We start from the raw sequence: 14,266 nt of genomic DNA, 5'->3' as shown, positions 1-14,266 counted from the left end.
GCAGTGTAGCACCTGGCCGTCGCGACGGTCAACGCGCCCGGCGCGCTGCCTGCCGCAGCCGCTCGACTGTCTCCATCGGCACCGGCGCCGTCCCCAGCTCGCGCCCTTCCTGCTGGCCTGGACCGTGGTAATCGCTCCCTCCGGTCGGGATCAGGCCGTAATGATCCGCCAGGTCACGCAGTGCGTCGCGCTGCTCGTCGCTGTAGATGGCGTAGTACACCTCAAGCCCATCCAGACCCGCGTCAACGAGGTCGGCCAGCGTCTCGTCCAGGTCAGCCACGGTATACGGGTGAGCCAGAACCGCCGCCCCGCCGGCCCGATGGACGAGCGCCACCGCCTCACGCGGGGTCAGCCGGGGCCGCGGCACGTAGGCCGGGCGCCCGAACGCCAGGAAGCGCGCGAAGGCGTCGTCAACCGAGTCTACGTACCTGGCGGCCACCATAACGCGCGCCACGTGGGCGCGCCCAATCGAGCCACCGGCGGCCAGCCGTTGCACCTCCGCGAGGTCGATCGGCATACCGAGTTCGCCGAGGCGTTCCACGATCCGTGCGACCCGGCGCTCCCGCCCCTCGCGGAACTCCGTCAGACGTGCCTGGAGCGCCGGGTCGCGGTGGTCGATGAAGTATCCAAGCAGGTGCACCTCGCCGTGCTCGGTCTCGGTGCCCAGCTCGATACCCGGGATGACCGTCACTCCCAGCCGCTGCCCCGCAGCGATCGCCTCATCGATGCCGTCGGTGGAATCGTGGTCGGTCACGGCGAGAACACGAAGCCCCCGCTGGCTGGCCAGTTCGACCAGCTCAGCGGGGGATATGACACCGTCGGATGCGGTGGTATGTGTGTGAAGATCAACCGTGGAGAGTGACTCGCCCGTCGCTGCCATCTGGTGTCGGTACCCTACGTTAGCGCCCATCAAGTCCGATCCGGTTGCGCTCAGGCGATGGGCAGCACGGCGGACGAGACGCCACGCGGGCGCTCGGCCCTAGCGCGGCTCAACGATGAGCCGGATGGCGGTCCGGTTCTCCTCGTCGATGGTCACATCGATAAACGCCGGCAGGCAGACGGCCTCAATGCCGGTCTCAGCCAGGTAGTCCCGCGCGATGGCAACCGCCTTCACGGCCTGGTTGGTCGCGCCGGCCCCGATGGCCTGGACCTCGGCACGCCCCGACTCCCGCACGACGCCGGCGATCGCTCCGGCAACCGCGCTCGGCCGAGACCGGGCCGACACCTTCAGAACGTCGCTGCGCCGAGTCTCCGTCGCCACCGCGGTCGAGTCACCCGTTTCCCCGTCCCAGGTGCTCACCGACTCCGTGGACTCGTACGCATCCTCGTCCGGCGGAAAGCTCGCCTCGGGATCGATCTTGATATCGCGCAGATCGAGTTTGCTGAAGAACCGATCCATCCTGCTCCTCCATCAGAGCGACAGGAGTCGCCCTGCCCAGTGTACCGTAGCTCTAACGAGGTGACGTCGTGCTGCTTCTGTCGCTCGCAACCCTCCCACGATTGTCCGTTGAACATCACCCGGCTGGGAAGACGGCCACCGCGGTCGAAGAGCGCGGGTCCCCGCATGCGATCGCTGGGCCGGCTGCGTCGCCGTCGCCCGGCGGGTCGTGCCGCCTTCTCCCGGCCTGACGCAGGCACACATGGGCCCACCCCAGACGTTTCCCGGAAAAGGCTTACCACAGCCTTTGAGAGCCCGTCAACCGGCCCAAGCCGGGAAATCTCCTGGTGCGGCAGCCGGCATCCGTTCTTAGAACGGAAAACGCCGGGATCGGACACAAGACATGCCCGATCCCGGCGTTTGTTTGCTACGGGATCACAATGCCCCGGTCAACGCGCGTACTCGACGGCGCGCGTCTCCCGAATGACCGTGACCTTGATCTGACCGGGGTACTCCAGGCTCTCCTGGATCTTCTTGACGATGTCGCGTGCCAGGCGCATCGCACCGAGGTCGTCGACCTTGTCCGGCTGGACCAGGATACGGACCTCGCGCCCGGCCTGGATGGCATAGGCCTTCTCGACCCCCTGGAAGGAGTTGGCCACCCCCTCCAGCGCCTCCAGTCGCTTGATGTATGCCTCAACCATCTCACGCCGCGCACCGGGGCGCGCGCCGCTGATGGCGTCCGCCGTGGCGACGATGAATGCCTCGACGGTCTGCGGCTCCTCCTCACCGTGGTGAGCGGCGATCGCGTGCACGATCTTTGCCGACCGCCCCAGACGGCGGGCGATGTCGGCGCCGATCAGTGCGTGGGGTCCGTCGACCTCATGGTCGACTGCCTTACCGATGTCATGGAGCAAAGCCGCCGTCTTGCACACGTTGACGTCGGCACCCAGCTCGGCGGCCAACGCACCAGCGATTAGGGATACTTCAAGCGAGTGCTGCAGAACGTTCTGTCCGTAGCTTGTGCGGTACTTCAGGCGACCCAGGAGCTTGATCAGATCGGGATGCAAGCCCTGCACGTTGGCCTCCAGGGCCACCCGCTCCCCCTCTTCGCGGATGATCTGCTCCACCTCTTGGCGCGTCTTGTTGACGACCTCTTCGATGCGCGCCGGGTGGATGCGGCCGTCCTGGATGAGTTTGGTCAGGGCACGGCGCGCGATCTCACGCCGCACTGGATCGAAGGATGAGAGCGTGACGGCCTCCGGCGTGTCGTCGACGATGAGATCGACACCGGTGGCCTGTTCGAGCGCGCGGATGTTGCGACCCTCACGCCCGATGATGCGACCCTTCATGTCGTCGCTTGGAAGGGAGACGACGGAGACGGTGGTTTCGGCTACGTAGTCGGACGCGATGCGCTGGATTGCAGTGGCGAGGATGTTCTGCGCGCGCCGCTGGGCTTCCGCCCGGGCCTCGGCTTCCATCTCGCGAACCATCCGGTTCATCTGCTCGCGCATCTCGCGCTCGGTCTGCTCGAGGATCAAGCTGCGCGCTTCGTCCGTCGTCAGTTGCGCGACGCGCTCCAGCTCGGCTCGGCGCTCCGCTTCGATGTCCTGCAGCTTCTCTCGCGCCTCTTCGAGCTCGCGCTCTCGCGCCTGTGCCCGGCGCTCACGCCGCTCGAGCCCTTCCAGTCGCCGGTCGAGTTGCTCTTCTTTCTGCTGGAGCCTGCGCTCGATACGCTCCAACTCCTTGCGGCGTTGGTTGTACTCCCGCTCCAGCTCATCCCTCAGACGGATTGCTTCGTCCTTGGCCTCGAGGATCATCTCCCGGCGCCGGGCCTCTGCCTCGTCGAGTCGTCGCTGGACCTCTGCCTCAGCCTGATGCACCTTCGACATCGCGGTCGAGCGCAGGTAGAGGTGCGTCGCGACTGCGGCGAGGATGCCAACGACGAGCGCCGCGAGGAGGACCAGGATTTCGGTCAGCATACGGTACACTCCTCGTCTCGTTGGACCGTTCGGTTGTTAAGGTTCCAAAAAGTTCTGCGCCACGAGCGCGGCTCGCCTGTCGTGCGCCGCGTCGCGAGGGACCTCTCTCCCTGAGCGCAGATCCTCCCGAATCATAGATGGCGGCTTCCAGCGATGTCAAGGAAAATCGCGCCCCGACGCCCTGCGCACACCCCACGCACTTGGACAATTATTGCGCGTAAGTCCGATCAGCAGAGCCGCCCCTTGCCGGTTCCGTGACATCATGGCACGCTACCGGCGACGCTCAGCGCAACCAAGGAAACCTGGCGATGTCCGACTCACCGCGCACGAGGCAGATCAAGGACCTCCTCCGCTCGCTCAACCGGGCCGGGGTACGCGATCGAGACGTGCTTCTGGCGATCGCCACCGTCCCGCGGGAGTATTTCGTCGCCCCGTCTCTCCGCCCCGTCGCCTGGACCGACCACGCGCTGCCGATCGGCGCCGGTCAGACGATCTCCCAGCCGCTGGTGGTGGGTCTGATGACCCAGGCGCTGCGACTGACTGGCACCGAGCGCGTGCTCGAGATCGGTACCGGCTCCGGCTACCAGACCGCTATCCTATGCGAGCTGGCACGGTGGGTCCTGAGCATTGAGCGCCACACGTCGCTGGCGATCCAGGCACGCCGGCGGCTCGACGCGCTCGGCTACCGGAACGTCGCGATCATTGTGGCCGACGGGTCCGAGGGCTGGCCGCCAGCCGCGCCGTTTGACCGCATTCTGGTCACCGCGGCCGCGCGGGAGGTCCCCGCAGCTCTGCTGGAGCAACTATCCCCCGACGACGGCGCACGCCTGGTGATCCCGGTTGGCCCGCCCGACGAGCAGGAACTGCTCGTCATCGAGCGCCGCGAGGGGCGCTTCCATCGCCATAGCCTCGGCCCCGTCCGCTTTGTCCCGCTCGTGCCCGGCGCTCCCCGGCCGGAGGAGGACGAGCACAACTGGTAGCGGCCACGTCCGCCATCGGCTACCATGTCCCCGCAAAGCCAACCAGTGCAGGAAAGGGAGCGGGCATGGGCACGTCACCGAGCGCCCCGGATCGTATCCTCGTCAACGGCCACATTCTCTGCGTCGATCCGCAGTTCCAGGTCGTCGAGGCTGTGGCGATCCGTGGCGATCGCATCCTGGCGACCGGGCCGTCCAGCGAGATCCGCGCGCTGGCGGGTCCCGACACCACCATAGAAGACCTGGGCGGTGCAGGCGTGTTGCCGGGGCTGATCGACGCACACAACCACCTGCTGTCGACCGGACAGGTCTTACAGCAGGTCACGCTCTACGACTGCCGCTCCATCCCCGAGATCCTGGATCGCGTCGCTGACCGGGCACGCACGATCCGCCCTGGAACCTGGATCATTGGACGGGGATGGGACGAAAGCCTGCTCGCCGAGGGGCGCCACCCGACCCGATGGGAACTCGACCGCGCGGCGCCGGACCACCCCGTCGTCCTCCACCGAGTGTGGAACAAGCTCGTCGCCAACAGCGCCGCTCTCGCCGCAGCGGGCATCACCCGTGAGACCCCCGACCCGCCTAGCGACCAGCGCTACAGCGGCAGTTTCGAGCGGGACCCGTCCACCGGCGAGCCCACCGGGCTCTTCCGCGACCGTGCCAAGGACCTCATCCTCAACGCCATCCCAGCACCCACCGCCGACGAGCTGGTGGCGGCTGTCGCCGCAGCCTGCCGCGCCTACAACGCGGTCGGGCTGGTCGGTGTCGCCGAACCGGGTCTCGACGACGACGGGATCGCCGCGTTCCGGACACTGCGCGAACAGGGCGAGCTGACCGTCCGCACGCTGATGCTCCTCGGCGCCTGGGGCTACGTCCCGGCGGAGCGTGAGGCGGATCTGAAGAGCTGGATCGCCGACGTCCGGTCCCGGCCCGACGAGGCCGACGATCTCCTGCGGATCGACGGCGTCAAGTTCATGCTCGACGGCGGCATCGGCGACCGCACTGCCCGCATGGACGTCCCCTACATGGACGAGCCGGACAATGTCGGCCAGTGGGTCGTCGACCCCGAGGAGTACCCCCACCTGGTCCGCTGGGTACACGACCTCGGCTACTCGATCGACACCCACACCTGTGGCATTGCGGCGCAGGACCTCGCCGTGCGAGCCTATTCCTCAGCACTCGAGGCCGCGCCCAACGAGCGGATCCACCACCGGGTGCACCACGCCTACTTCCCGAGCGCCGACGCCATCGCGCTCATGGCCCGGCACCGCATCCCGGCCCTCGTGAGTAATCCGTTCCTCGTCCACCTGGGCGAGAGCTTCGTTGCCAGCGTCGGGTCGGATCGCGCCGCGCGGGCCATGCCGATGGCCAGCTACCTGCGGGCAGGCGTGCCCTTGGCCGGGACATCCGACTCGCCGATTGCCGACTTCAACCCCTTCGTCGGGATGTACGCCGCCGTCGCCCGCCGTACCGTGGTCGGGCGCGACCTGGCCCCGGCCGAGCGGATCAGCCGTGCCGACGCGCTGCGCAGCTATACAATCTGGGCAGCGGCCGCCACCAGCGACGCAGCCACCCGCGGTTCGATCGAGCCTGGGAAGCTCGCGGATCTGATCGTCGTCGACCGCGACCCGCTGACCGTCTCCGACGAGGAGCTGCGCGACACGCAGGTGCTGCGCACCATGGTCGGTGGTCGCTGGGTCTGGGAACGCACCGGGTGACGCGGTTCGGCACGCGCGTTACCATGCTGGTTGACGAAGCGATCGACGGCACCATACAGGTAGGGAGGGACACAATGGAGCGAGTCCGCAAGCTGATCTCCTGGATCATGTTCGGCTTGGTTGTCGCGGCTATCGCGCAGCAGCTCCGACGCCCGGCGAGCGAGCGCACGTGGCACGGGAACGTCGCCTTCGTGCCCTATGACTTCCGGATCCCCACGCTGGAGCGCATCAAGGCCGCCTGGTGGAACCCGGACGACGAGCGCATCATCACGCCCCGCGCCTTCGGCGTCGGCTGGGCTATCAACCTCTACCAGCTCCGCCGCCGCGCCCTCATGCTCGTCGCCTGATCCAACACCACCCACTTGGAGAACTCTCCCCCTCTCCCACCAGGGGAGAGGGGGCCGGGGGGTGAGGGGGACGTATGACGCATGACGCCTGACGCCCCCTCTTAGTCGCCCTCCCCCAGCACCACGTTGTCGATCAGCCGCGCGCGGCCGACCCGTGCCGCCAGCGACAGGAGCGCCGGCCGGTCTACCACTGTCAGCTCTTCCAGCGTCTCGGCGTCGGCGAGGCTGACGTACTCGGGCTGCACCAGTGGCTCGGCCTCCAGGTGCTCCATTACCACCGCCCGCAGGCGCGCCGCGTCTCGCTCCCCGGCCTGGAATGCCGCCTCCGCCGCGAACAAGCCGCGCGGAATCGCCAGCGCGGCGCGGCGCTCCTCCGGACCCAGGTACACATTCCGGCTGCTGAGCGCCAGGCCGTCCGCGTCGCGCACGGTCGGCACGGTCACGACTTCCACCGGCATGTCCAGGTCGCGCACCATCTGCCGGACCACCAGCACCTGCTGGGCGTCCTTCTGCCCGAAGTACGCCCGGTCGGGTTGAGACTGGTTGAACAGCTTGGCGACCACTGTGGCCACGCCCCGGAAGTGCCCCGGCCGGGCCGCCCCTTCCAGCCGCTCAGTTACGCCGCCGACCTCCACCGCCGTGCTGAAGCGCGGGGGATACATCTCCTCGACCGGCGGCAGGAATACGGCATCCACGCCCTCCCCGCGCAGCAGCGCCAGATCCCGCTCGGTGTCCCGCGGGTAGGCCGCGAAGTCCTCGCCCGGCCCGAACTGGGTGGGGTTGACGAAGATGCTGACCACGACGTGGTCGTTCTCGGCCCGCGCCCTCCGCACCAGCGCCAGGTGTCCCTCGTGGAGGTAGCCCATCGTGGGTACCAACCCCAGCGTGCCGGGCAGCGCGCGCCGCCAGGAGCGCAACGCCGCGACCGTCTCGATGACCCGCATGGCCTGGTTCCCCTCGCTAGTCCTCGCCACCCGCCGCGGCGCCCAGCGCCGCAACATCGTCGGGCGTCACCCCCTTCGGCAGCCGGAAACTCTCCTGTTCCGTCGGGAATGTGCCCGAGGCGACGTCCGCCGCGTACTGGGCGACCGCCTGCTGGATCATCTCTCCGACGTTGGCGTACGCCTTGGCATGCTTCGGCAGCGGGCCCGGAATGAGGTGGAGCAGGTCATGGATCACCTGCACCTGGGCGTCGCAGTCCGGTCCGGCACCGATGCCGATAGTCGGGATCGAGAGGGACTTCGTCACCACCTTGGCGACCGGAGCCGGGATGCACTCCAGCACCACCGCGAACGCCCCGGCCTCCGCCAACGTCTTCGCGTCGGCGATCAACTGCTCGATCGCCTCAAGCGTCCGCGCCTGCACCTTGAACCCGCCGAACTGGTGGACCGACTGCGGCGTGAGCCCCAGGTGGCCCATCACCGGGATACCGGCCGAGGTCAGCCGCCTCACGGTCGGCACAACGTCGGCACCACCCTCGACTTTGACCGCTTGCGCGCCGCCCTCCTGAATCAGCTTCCCGGCGTTGCGCAGCGCCTCTTCGACGCTTACCTGGTAGGTGAGGAAGGGCATGTCGGCCACGACGAGAGCGCGCTTGGTGCCACGCACCACCGCCTTGACATGGTGCAGCATGTCGTCGAGGGTCACCGGCAACGTCGTGTCGTACCCGAGCACGACCATGCCGAAGGAGTCACCCACCAGCAGGGCGGGGATGCCCGCCTCATCGAGCAGGCGCGCCGTGGCGTAGTCGTAGGCGGTGAGCATGGCGAAGCGCTCGCCGCGCGCCTTCATGGCCTTCAGGTCCGCGATGGTGACCCGCGCGTCCTTCATGTTCCGGTCCTCTCATTCCCCACCCTCGCCGCACCCATCGAGGAGAGCGAGGAGGGCGTCCGCCATCCTATCCGCCGCGCCGCCGGGGTCGCGCTCCCGTGCCAGCGGCACGGTATGCCGCCCCAGTTCCCGATAGAGCGGCAACAGGTCCGGCCGATAGTCCGCCAACACGTTCAGGTGCCGCTCGAGCGTCCCGGCGTCGCCCCGGGCAATGGGCCCGGTCAATGCGTTCGGGACTCCATGCTGCTCCAGGTTCGCAACCGTGCCCTGCAGCAGAGGCAACAGCGCCCGGAGTCCGTCCCGGCGGTCCACCCCGAATGCCTCCCACAGCCCGGCGGCCGTTGCCGCCAGCGTCACGGTGTAGTTCGAGATCAGCACCGCCGATGCGTGGTAGAGCGCCTTATCCCGCGCCGACAGGAACACCGGCCGCCCGCCGATGCGCTCCACCAGGTCCGCCAGCATCCCGCGGAGCGGCTCTTCCGCCTCGATCCCGAAGACGCTGCCAGCCAATCGGGCAGCGTCCTCCGGGGCGCCGGTGAGGGTCTGCAAGGGGTGGCAGCCGCCGACCAGCGCTCCCGCTGCCCGGGCCGGCTCCAGCACGTCGAGCGAGTGCGCGCCGCTGCAGTGGACGACCGCCGCGTCCGCACGCCACCGCACCGAGGCGCACACCTCCGCGATGGCCCGATCGGGCACCGCCAGCACAACGAGGTCGGCGCGATCCGCGACATCTTGCGCGGTCGGCACGGCGGCGCACTCGGGGATCGCGGCTGCGAGTGTGTGCGCCCGCTCCGGGCCTTTCCCGGTCACGGCCACCACCGGCACGCCCGCCGCGGCCAGCGCCCTGGCCAGTGCGCCTCCGGCCGCCCCGGCGCCGACAAACCCGACCTTCACCGCGACGATCCTTCCCCCGCGTTCAACTCCCAGATCAGGTGCAGCCCGTCGAGCGTGAGCATCGGGTCGACCACGTCGATGCTCCGCGCTTCCGCCTGGACCGGCCCCACGTCCGGCCCGGTGGCGATCACGCGCCCGCCGCCCAGCTCCGACTTCATCCGCTCGGCGATTCCGTCGACCAGCGCGGCGAACCCGAAGACCAGCCCCGACTGGATGGCAGCCACGGTGTTCCGGCCGATAACCCGCTCCGGCCGGAGCAACTCCACCTCACGCAACTGCGCCGCCCGCTGTGCCAGCGCGCCTGATGCCATGTCCAGCCCCGGGGCGATGGCCGACCCGAGGTAGTCCCCTTGGGCGGAGACGGCGTCGAACGTTGTCGTCGAGCTGAAATCGACCACCACCGCCGGCCCACCGTAGCGGCGGAAGGCTGCCAGCGCGTTGGCGATCCGGTCGGGACCGACCTCGCGCGGGTTGTCGGTGCGCACCCGCACGCCCGTCCGCACCCCCGGCCCGACCACGAGCGGCTCCAGTCCCAGGTAGCGGGCGCACGCCTGGCTGACCGTCCGCGTCAGCGCGGGCACGACCGAGCCCAGGACCGCACCGCGCAGCCGGGTAGGATCGACGCCACGGTGCCGCAGCAACGTCTCCAGCAGGAGGCCGACCTCATCGGCTGTTCGGTTGGGGTCGGTGCTGATCCACCAGGGGCCGGACCGGTCCGCGTCGAAGAGGGCGACCGCGGTCTGCCGGTTGGAGACATCGAGGACGAGAAGCATCCTGCCTCCCAGCTAGGCGCGGCTCCTCCACCGGCCAGGCGCCGATGTGCCCTCCCACTCAGGAGGGCGGAGGCAGGCTTCCCTATTCCTCCGTCTCGGTCACCAAGGATCCAAGCGGAGTGAGCAGCGCGATGCACGGATCACCTGCGGCTGGCGTCCGGACCACCGGTACACCGCCGCAAGGCCATCCTACGATGGACACAGGAAGCCGGTCAACAACGCTCCGCGACCGGTAGCAGAGACGAGAAGCCCCTTCCCCCTCCGTGGAGCGGGACAAGGATGCGAGCCGCCCTCAGCAGCTTCTGTCAATTCATGCTGGGAACCACCACGCCGAGCGCCGTCGCCACCGCCCGCACCACGCCGGCGTCCTGGTCCGGCAGCACGGTGCGCGCGTCGATGAGCAGGTGATCCTCGGCCACGTGGGGCATGAGGGAGGGTGACCCGGTGCGCAGGCGGGCCGCGAGGGCGTCAAGCGTCAGTCCGTGCCGGGCCGCCACCGCAGCGTCGATCGCCAGTGCCCGGCTCTCGAGCGTCTCACCCGGGAGTGAGCCGCCACCGACCGCCGCCCGGCTCGGCACCACCCGCAGCGGCCCGGCCGCCTCCAGCGCGGCCGCCCAGGCGCGACATCGCTCCTCCAGCGCCTCGACCGGCGCCGCGATCATGCGCCAGATCGGCACCGTCTCGGTCACGTCCCCGCGCAGGTAGTGCCGCAGTGTGGCCGCCACGCCGGCCAGTGCCGTCTTGTCTGCCCGGACCGCCCGTGCGAGGGGATGCGCCGCGATCCGGCGGATCAGGTCTGCCCGGCCACTGATGATCCCCGCCTGCGGGCCGCCGAGCAGCTTGTCGCCGGAGAAGCACACCACGTCCACCCCGGCAGCGAGGCTCTCTCCCACTGTCGGCTCGTGCGCCAGCCCGTAGGGTGCCGTGTCGATCAGGCAGCCGCTCCCCAGATCTTCGATCAGCACCAGCCCCCGCCGCCGTGCGATCTCCGACAGCTCCTCCAGCGAGGGCTGGGTGGTGAAACCGATGATGCGGAAGTTGCTCCAATGCACCGCCAGCAGGGCCGCGGTCTCCTCCGTGATGGCGGCCTCATAGTCGCGCGCGTAGGTCCGGTTGGTGGTACCCACCTCAACCAGCCGCGCGCCACTCTGCGCCATCACGTCCGGCACGCGGAAGCCGCCGCCGATCTCGACCGCCTGCCCGCGGGAGAGAATCACCTCGCGCCCGGCACAGAGCGCGCTCAGGGTCAGGAGGATCGCCGCGGCGTTGTTGTTCACCACCAGTGTCGCCTCAGCGCCGGTGAGTGCCCGCATCAGCCGGGTCACCTCGTCCATCCGACCCCCACGGCGGCCCGTCTCGATCTGCAACTCGAGCGGCGTGTAGGTGGTGGCCGCGTCCAGCATCGCCTGCGCGGTCTCCGCGCTGACCGGCGCTCGACCCAGGTTGGTGTGGATGACGACGCCTGTGCCGTTGATGACGGTCGCCAGCCTCGGCTCCAGCAGCCGCGCCAGCTCCGCCCGCACCTCCGGGATCACCTGCTCCGGGTCGGCGCCCTCCTCACCGGCGAGGATGGCCCGTCGCACCCGCTCCACCACCCGCTGCGCGACGGCCGTGACGATCTCCGGCCGCAGCCCACGCGCGACGTCCGCCACCGTCGGGTCCGCCGTCACGGCCGCGATGGACGGCAACCGCCGGAGCGCCTGGTAGTCGATGCTGCTCTCCACGCCGTCACCCTGCCCCATGACTCGCTTCCACCTCCGGCCCGGATCATAGCATTCGGGAGAGCCACCCGCGGGAGTTGCAGGGCACGAAAAAAGGAGCCTTGCGGCTCCCAAAATCTGAGTGAACGACCCTCGGTGGCCCTGGACCGACAGGTCACATTGACCTGATCGTCACGGTCGCCCATCGGTCATTCGTTGTCGACCCTTGTCGGGGAAAGTACCGACCCCGGAGCCCGTTTCCCCTATTACGTACTAGGCAAAATCAAGGGTCGGGGAGAGAGGATTTGAACCTCCGACCTCCGCGTCCCGAACGCGGCGCGCTAACCGGGCTGCGCCACTCCCCGAAACAGTTGGAGTATAGCAGACGAAGCCGGGCAATGCAAAAGCCATGACGCCGCCCGCGGCTCGCACCACTCGATTCCGTTCTACCGGAACGTTTCAACACCCGCCAACCTCGGAGGGACATGGCCCGCCGGCTCGGATCCCCACCCGACTACCGCCCGACTCCACACGTGACCACCTCCCCCTCCTTGACAGCGACCTGCAACGGCCCTAGAATGGCAACGTTGACCCCTAGGGTCGCGCTAACGTGACGTGCCAGGAGGACGCGGGTGTTGAACCGCTTGGCCGCAAACATCAGCCAGGGAGTGAGCTGCTGCCAGGGCGGTAGCGTGCTGGCTGGTGTGCTGGGTCGGAGTGTGCCCGCGTCGGGGGAGCCTTGAGCTAACGTTCTAGAGTCCAGAGTATCCCACCGCGGGCAGAGAGACTCCGTCGTCTCGCCCGCGGTTTTGTTTCTCCCGGCCGTTCATGAAACGTGTCAGGCAGAGAGGACACCCGATGAGCGTTACCGTGCAGTCACCGGCCACCCGACGACCCACCGCTTCGGTCCCGGCCGTCACCGTCGAGCACCTGTCCAAGGTGTTCGTGCGCTACTCGCTGGTGCGTCGCCGGCCGCTGCAGACGGTGCACGCCCTGGATGACGTCAGCTTCGATGTCCACCGCAAGGAGATCTTCGGCATCCTCGGCGTTAACGGCTCGGGCAAGTCGACGCTGATCCGCGTCCTCTCGACGCTCCTGATCCCGGACGCCGGCACCGTCCGCATCTTCGGGCTCGACCTGCGCAAGGATGAAGCGCAGATCAAGCGGTTGATCAACCGGGTCTCGGTCGAGGCCTCCTTCTTCAAGAAGCTCTCGGCCATGGAGAACCTGCTGTACGCACTGCGGCTCTACGGCCGGGCCGGCGGCGGGTTGCGCACCGACATCGTCGAGATCCTGGAGCGGCTCGGGCTGGATCGCAGCCGGGTCAATCAGCCGCTGGAGCAGCTTTCTCGCGGGATGCAGCAGAAGGTCGCCATCGCGCGAGCCTTCCTGACGTCTCCGGTGCTCCTGCTCCTGGACGAGCCCACCACCGGCCTCGACCCGCGCTCGAAGCGGGACGTGCAGGAGTTCATCCTGCAGCTCCGCAACGAGCACGACGCGACGATCATCCTGTGCACCCACGACATGGCCGAAGCTGAGCGGCTGTGTGACCGGATCGCCGTGATCGACAGCGGCCGGTTGATCGCCGTCGACGACGCCGAAGGGTTGAAGCGGCGGGCGGCGGCTATCGCCGGGATGCCGGTCGACACGCTAGAGGAAGCGTTCTTTCACCTCACAGGGCGGGACCTCCACGAGGACGAAGCGCCCAGCGAGGTGGACTAACCCGCGGCGGCCGGCGCAGAGACGGACGCGCGGGCGGACGAATTAGGGAGATAGCATGGCTCAATCAACTCAGGTGCGTCCCCTAAGCCGAAGGTGGCTTCGGCACGAGGCCCTCGCGTCGTACGCCTTCGTTGAGCGCAACTTCTTTCTGGTGCGACGCTACTGGGGCTGGGAGATCGCCTTCCTGATCTACAACGTCACCTCGTCGCTGAGCGTAATGTACATCGGGAAGGCCCAGCAGTTGCCTGGCCAGGATCTGATCCTCTACCTGGGCATCGGCACGCTGGTCTGGTCCTACCTGCGCTCCGTCTTCGCCAACATCAGCGAGATGATCGCGTGGGAGCGCTGGGAGGGCACGATCGAGTACACCATGATGGCGCCCGTGTCGCGGCTGACGCACATGCTCGGCGTCTCGCTCTTCAGCGTGCTCTACGGCATCGCCCGGACGGCGATCCTGTTCATCACGCTGGCGGTGTTCTTCGACGTGAACCTGGCGAACGCGAATCTAGGCGGCGCGCTGGTGGTGATCCTCTTCGGCAGCCTGAGCTTCATCGGCGTCGGGATCATGGCGGCCATCCTCCCGCTGCTGTTCACCGAGCGCGGGGAAGAGATGACGTTCATCATCTCGTCGGTGTTGCTGCTGGTCTCCGGCGTCTACTACCCGATCTCGGTGTTGCCCGGCTGGATGCAGGGTCTGGCCCGCGTGTCCCCCGCCACCTATGTGCTGGAGGGCATGCGCGCGACCGTGCTCGACGGCCGGGCCACGTCCGAACTTGGGCAATACCTGCTGCCGATGGGAGTGATCGGACTCCTGACAATCCCCCTCGGCATGGCGATCTTCACGGCGGTCGAACGCTACGCCAAGCGCACCGGCCGGCTGAAGCGCAGCGGCTAGCGTGCGCGCGGTAGGATGGATTGGCAAAGCCATGAGGAGGAGCCCCGGTTCGA

The 14,266-nt window shown here is 68.5% G+C and carries 13 protein-coding genes and 1 tRNA gene; 5 read left to right on the top strand and 9 right to left on the bottom strand.

Annotated features, from left to right (window positions below):
* Positions 1–28: 28 nt before the first annotated feature.
* From STHE_RS03500 to rny, 3 genes are all read right to left on the bottom strand, one after another.
* Positions 29–880 carry a PHP domain-containing protein gene (locus tag STHE_RS03500; RefSeq protein ID WP_012871189.1) on the bottom strand — a complete coding sequence of 284 codons (852 nt, stop codon included), beginning with the start codon at positions 878–880 and terminating at the stop codon, positions 29–31.
* A gap of 99 nt (positions 881–979) precedes the next feature.
* A complete protein-coding gene (locus STHE_RS03495; protein WP_012871188.1) occupies positions 980–1,399 on the bottom strand; it encodes a stage V sporulation protein S in 420 nt (139 codons plus the stop codon).
* 428 nt (positions 1,400–1,827) lie between these two features.
* On the bottom strand, positions 1,828–3,360 hold the full coding sequence (rny, locus tag STHE_RS03490) for a ribonuclease Y (protein WP_012871187.1): 1,533 nt from the start codon (positions 3,358–3,360) through the stop codon (positions 1,828–1,830).
* Positions 3,361–3,668: 308 nt separating this feature from the next.
* Here rny and STHE_RS03485 point away from each other — a divergent pair, with 308 nt between their 5' ends.
* The 3 genes from STHE_RS03485 (at position 3,669) to STHE_RS03475 (ending at position 6,402) form a co-directional block, all read left to right on the top strand.
* Entirely contained in the window at positions 3,669–4,340 is a 672-nt protein-coding gene (locus STHE_RS03485) for a protein-L-isoaspartate(D-aspartate) O-methyltransferase (protein WP_012871186.1), read from the top strand.
* A gap of 65 nt (positions 4,341–4,405) precedes the next feature.
* Entirely contained in the window at positions 4,406–6,055 is a 1,650-nt protein-coding gene (locus STHE_RS03480; RefSeq protein WP_012871185.1) for an amidohydrolase, read from the top strand.
* A 74-nt stretch (positions 6,056–6,129) separates the two neighbouring features.
* Positions 6,130–6,402: a DUF5808 domain-containing protein gene (locus STHE_RS03475; RefSeq protein WP_012871184.1), complete on the top strand. Its 273-nt coding sequence runs from the start codon at positions 6,130–6,132 to the stop codon at positions 6,400–6,402.
* A gap of 101 nt (positions 6,403–6,503) precedes the next feature.
* Here STHE_RS03475 and panC read toward each other — a convergent pair whose 3' ends face one another.
* The 6 genes from panC to STHE_RS03445 all read right to left on the bottom strand — a co-directional run bounded on the left by panC (position 6,504) and on the right by STHE_RS03445 (position 11,961).
* Positions 6,504–7,346, bottom strand: coding sequence for a pantoate--beta-alanine ligase (panC, locus tag STHE_RS03470; protein WP_012871183.1), 843 nt, complete (start codon positions 7,344–7,346; stop codon positions 6,504–6,506).
* A 16-nt stretch (positions 7,347–7,362) separates the two neighbouring features.
* Entirely contained in the window at positions 7,363–8,232 is an 870-nt protein-coding gene (gene panB, locus STHE_RS03465) for a 3-methyl-2-oxobutanoate hydroxymethyltransferase (RefSeq protein WP_012871182.1), read from the bottom strand.
* A gap of 12 nt (positions 8,233–8,244) precedes the next feature.
* A complete protein-coding gene (locus STHE_RS03460) occupies positions 8,245–9,123 on the bottom strand; it encodes a Rossmann-like and DUF2520 domain-containing protein (protein ID WP_012871181.1) in 879 nt (292 codons plus the stop codon).
* A complete protein-coding gene (locus STHE_RS03455; RefSeq protein ID WP_012871180.1) occupies positions 9,120–9,896 on the bottom strand; it encodes a type III pantothenate kinase in 777 nt (258 codons plus the stop codon). The genes STHE_RS03460 and STHE_RS03455 overlap by 4 nt, the downstream gene beginning before the upstream one ends.
* A 305-nt stretch (positions 9,897–10,201) precedes the next feature.
* Positions 10,202–11,638, bottom strand: a complete 1,437-nt coding sequence (selA, locus tag STHE_RS03450) for an L-seryl-tRNA(Sec) selenium transferase (RefSeq protein WP_012871179.1) — start codon at positions 11,636–11,638, stop codon at positions 10,202–10,204.
* 248 nt (positions 11,639–11,886) lie between these two features.
* Positions 11,887–11,961, bottom strand: a tRNA-Pro gene (locus tag STHE_RS03445).
* Between the two features lie 493 nt (positions 11,962–12,454).
* Here STHE_RS03445 and STHE_RS03440 point away from each other — a divergent pair.
* Together STHE_RS03440 and STHE_RS03435 are read left to right on the top strand one after the other, a co-directional pair.
* Positions 12,455–13,318, top strand: a complete 864-nt coding sequence (locus STHE_RS03440) for an ABC transporter ATP-binding protein (protein WP_012871177.1) — start codon at positions 12,455–12,457, stop codon at positions 13,316–13,318.
* Positions 13,319–13,373: 55 nt separating this feature from the next.
* On the top strand, positions 13,374–14,213 hold the full coding sequence (locus STHE_RS03435; RefSeq protein WP_012871176.1) for an ABC transporter permease: 840 nt from the start codon (positions 13,374–13,376) through the stop codon (positions 14,211–14,213).
* Positions 14,214–14,266 lie beyond the last annotated feature (53 nt).

It is taken from the genome of Sphaerobacter thermophilus DSM 20745 (assembly GCF_000024985.1).
GTDB classification, from domain to species: Bacteria; Chloroflexota; Chloroflexia; order Thermomicrobiales; family Thermomicrobiaceae; genus Sphaerobacter; species Sphaerobacter thermophilus.
The sequence above is the reverse complement of the archived record's forward strand: the minus strand, read 5'-3'. Positions and strand labels throughout refer to the sequence as shown.